The 3,034-nt window shown below is 71.3% G+C and carries 2 protein-coding genes and 1 pseudogene; 1 reads left to right on the top strand and 2 read right to left on the bottom strand.

Annotated elements, in window-relative coordinates; all coding sequences use genetic code 11:
- The first annotated feature begins 99 nt into the window (after window positions 1–99).
- Entirely contained in the window at window positions 100–1,158 is a 1,059-nt protein-coding gene (locus G6021_RS13905) for an HAD-IB family hydrolase (RefSeq protein ID WP_179523385.1), read from the top strand.
- 37 nt (window positions 1,159–1,195) lie between these two features.
- Here G6021_RS13905 and G6021_RS13900 read toward each other — a convergent pair whose 3' ends face one another.
- On the bottom strand, window positions 1,196–2,329 hold the full coding sequence (locus G6021_RS13900) for a lysophospholipid acyltransferase family protein (protein ID WP_182641539.1): 1,134 nt from the start codon (window positions 2,327–2,329) through the stop codon (window positions 1,196–1,198).
- Window positions 2,326–3,034, bottom strand: a pseudogene (locus G6021_RS17465) (nucleoside-diphosphate sugar epimerase); the annotation flags it as partial. The gene G6021_RS13900 and the pseudogene G6021_RS17465, both read right to left, overlap by 4 nt.

The following is a 3,034-nucleotide window of genomic DNA, read 5'->3' as shown; positions in this document are numbered from 1 at the left end:
TGGTAAGCAGGGTCACCGTGTGCACCATGCCCTGATAGTGCCCCACCCCCTCCGGACTCCCCTAGGATGGGGTCCCACCCCCACTAGGAGGTCCACCCGGTGAACGACCACACCGACGCCACCGACGAGTCCGATTCCGACACCGGGGGCAACGGTCTCCGGCTGCCCGGACGAGCGGACGTCACCAGTGCGATCGGGCGGCTGGTCTGGCGCCGGCGCAACGCCCGCGACCAGCGCGTCGCCGGCGAGGCCTCGGCCAGGAACGCGGTCAAGCTCGAGCCCGGCGCCGAGCCCGGTCCCCCGCTGGCCGACGCCACGACCACCGAGGACCACGACGACCACGCCGACACGCGGTTCGTCCCCGACCCGCAGGCCGCGGCGTTCTTCGACGTGGACAACACCCTGATCCAGGGCGCCTCGATCATCCTGCTGGCGCGTGGGCTGGCCAAGCACAAGTTCTTCACGGCGCAGGACGTGGCGTCGATGGCGTGGTCGCAGGTCAAGTTCCGGGTCTCCGGCAAGGAGAACGCCGACGACGTGGCCGCGGGCCGAGACAAGGCGCTGAGCTTCGTCAAGGGCCACACCGTCGCCGAGCTGACCGCGTTGAGCGAGGAGGTCGTGGACACCTCGATGCTCGACCGCGTCTGGCCGGGCACGCGCTCGCTGGTGCAGATGCACCTCGACGCCGGCCAGCAGGTGTGGCTGGTCACCGCCACGCCGGTCATGCTCGCGCGGGTGATCGCGTCGCGGCTCGGGCTCTCGGGTGCGCTCGGCACCGTGGCCGAGGAGGAGGACGGGGTGTACACCGGACGGCTGGTGGGCGACATCCTGCACGGGCCCGGCAAGGCGCACGCCATCTCCAACCTCGCCGAGGCCGAGGGTTTCGATCTGTCCAAGTGCTACGCGTACTCCGACAGCTTCAACGACATGCCGATGCTCACGATGGTCGGCAACCCGGTCGCGATCAACCCGGACGGGCGGCTGCGCAAGTACGCCTCGGAGAACGGCTGGGACATCAAGGACTTCCGCACCGTGCGCAAGGCCGCCAAGAAGGCGGTCCCGGGCGTGCTCGCGGTGGGCGGGCTCGCCGGAGCCCGGGCGGCCGTGAAGTCCTCGTACGGCGCGCGGACGATCGGCCAGATCCGACGGATGTTCTGAGACGACTCGCGGCCGGGCCCCGAGCGGCCCGGGCGGATCAGCCGAAGAAGACGCTCCCACGGCGAGCGAGGTTCCGGAACAGGGTGTTCTGGATGGTCTCGCGGACCTGGTCGGTGATCTCGAAGACGATCATCGGGTCGTCGCCGGCGTCCGGGCCGAGGTGGGAGGTCTCGATGGGCTCGCCGAACTCGATGGTCCACTTGGTGGGCAGCGGGATGCCGCCCAGGCCGCCGAGCAGGGGGAACGTCGGCGTGATGGGCAGGTACGGGACACCCAGCAGCCGCGCCAGCGGGGAGAACTCGCCGATCTTGGGGTAGATCTCCTCCGAGCCCACCACCGAGCACGGGATGATCGGCGCGCCGGCGTCCAGCGCGGTGGACACGAACCCACCGCGGCCGAAGCGTTGCAGCCGGTAGCGGTCCGAGAACGGCTTGCCCAGCCCCTTGTAGCCCTCGGGCCACACCGCCACCACGTGTCCGCTCTCGAGCAGGCGTTCGGCGTCGGCAGCGCAGGCCAGGGTCGCCCCGGCCCGCCGCGCCAGCGGTGCGGAGACCGGCAGCGTCATGGCCAGGTCGGCGGCCAGCAGCCGCAGGGCGCGGCCCGAGTGGTCGTGGACGGCGACCGTGGTCATCATCGCGTCCAACGGCAGGACCCCGGCGTGGTTGGAGACGATCAGCCCGGCACCCTCGGCGGGGATGTTCTCGGCGCCGATCACCTCGACCCGGAACCAGTGCTCGAACAGCGGCCGCCACATCGGTAGCCACACGGTGCTGTGGAAGTGCTCGTCGAAGCCGAACTCGTCGACCTCGTAGCCACCGGTGACGCGCGTGGCGATCAGCTCGCCGACACCGTTGATGGCGTCGACGAGCCCCGACAGCGCGCTGACGTCGCCGGTCGCGAGCATCACGTCGACGCCCCTCGCGACCTCACGGACGGGACCCAGCATCTCGGCGTCGACGGGCAGCGCCTCCATCACCTGGCCGAGAGTGTCGCGCACCGAGGTGAGGAACCGGTCGACGATCCGGCCGATCTCGGTGGCGGCGGCGTCGCTGTGGCTGGTGGCGCCGAGGAAGCCCTCGCCCACGATGCGGTCGCTCCGCGAGTCGCGGCGGCCCTCCCCCCAGCGAGGCCCACCGAGTGGCTGGCTCAGGTCGAATTCGGGGCCCCTCACAGCGCCTCCTCCTTGCTCGGATCGGGCTCGTTCGGATCGGGCTCGTTCGGATCGGGCAACGCGCCGATCGCCTCGAGCTCGCACAGCGTGGTGTCCACTCCCGCGCGCAGCCGGTCGGCCACCGGCGCGGGGAGCATGGCGGCGATCTTGGCGGTCTTGCGCTCGAGCGTGGCGCGGGTGATGAGCGGTTCGGTGCCGGAGTCGACCAGGTAGGCGTGCAGTGCCTCCTCGGTGGAGTACCGGGGCGTGAAGCCGAACTCCTCGCGCATGCGCGTGGTGTCCACGGCGCGCCCGAAGCGCAGGTACCGAAGCTGCGAGGCCCCGACGTCGCGCAGGCCCTGACTGGACAGCAGCCGCACGGCCAGCTTGAACGTCTGCGGCGGCACCGGCAGCGGGACGTGCCCGGCCCGCCGGATGGCCTGGGTGAGCGTGAGGATCCCCTCGCCGGCGATGTTGAACGTCCCCGGCGCGGCGCCCATCGTGGCGTGCAGGAGGGCGTCGAGCGCGTCCTGGGGGTGCAGCAACTGGATGCGGGGGTCGTAGCCCGCCAGCACCGGGGAGATCGACGGCGCCAGCAGCTCCCCGAACACCGTGGGTTCGGGCAGTCCGAGGATCGCGGGGATCCGCAGGATCGTCACCTCGATGTCCGGCCGTTTGCGGGACATCCCGCGCACGTAACCCTCGACCGACAGGTGGTCCAGGGGG

It is taken from the genome of Dietzia sp. CW19 (assembly GCF_014145265.1).
Classification (GTDB): domain Bacteria; phylum Actinomycetota; class Actinomycetes; order Mycobacteriales; family Mycobacteriaceae; genus Dietzia; species Dietzia natronolimnaea.
The sequence above is the reverse complement of the archived record's forward strand: the minus strand, read 5'-3'. Positions and strand labels throughout refer to the sequence as shown.